This window comes from Bacillus sp. Nf3 (genome assembly GCF_003028545.1).
Classification (GTDB): Bacteria; Bacillota; Bacilli; order Bacillales; family Bacillaceae; genus Bacillus; species Bacillus safensis.
The window spans coordinates 1-665 of record NZ_PYUA01000044.1; the positions used below are offsets into that span (position 1 = coordinate 1).

1 protein-coding gene is annotated in these 665 nt (G+C 65.6%); it reads left to right on the plus strand.

Going from position 1 to position 665, the window contains the following annotated elements; all coding sequences use genetic code 11:
• On the plus strand, positions 1-665 hold a 665-nt coding region (locus C9414_RS20760; protein WP_181286186.1), incomplete at both ends, for a secretin and TonB N-terminal domain-containing protein.

Consider the following 665-nt stretch of genomic DNA (forward strand, 5'->3'; position numbering starts at 1 on the left):
GCACGCAGCTGGTGCTGAGCACCGGCGGTGCGGTGGAATCGCTGGCCTACCAGAGTGGCAACGAGTACGTGGTCGAGATCAGCCCGCGCCAGGCACCGGCTGCGGTCGGTGCGGTCACGGCCGGCAGTGTCACCCAGGCGGCCAAGGCTGTCGGCCAGCGTGGCTTCACCGGCAAGCCGGTGACCTTCAACTTCCAGGACGTGCCGGTGCGCACCGTGCTGCAGTTGATCGCCGAAGAATCCAACCTCAACGTGGTGGCATCCGATTCAGTGCAGGGCAATGTGACCCTGCGCCTGGTCAACGTGCCGTGGGACCAGGCGCTGGACATCGTGCTGCGTGCCAAGGGCCTGGACAAGCGCCGCGACGGCAGCGTGATCTGGGTCGCTCCGCAGGCCGAGCTGGCCAAGTTCGAGCAGGAGAAGGAAGACGCGCGCATCGCCATCGAGAACCGCGAAGACCTGGTCACCGACTACGTGCAGATCAACTACCACAGCGCCACGCAGATCTTCAAGGCGCTGACCGAGGCCAAGGGCATCGGTGGTGGTGGCGGCAGCGGCGGAAATGGTGGCAGCTCGTCGCAGGAAGACAGCGGGTTCCTGTCCTCGCGTGGCCGCATCGTGGCTGACGAACGCACCAACACGCTGATGATCAGCGACATTCCGAAG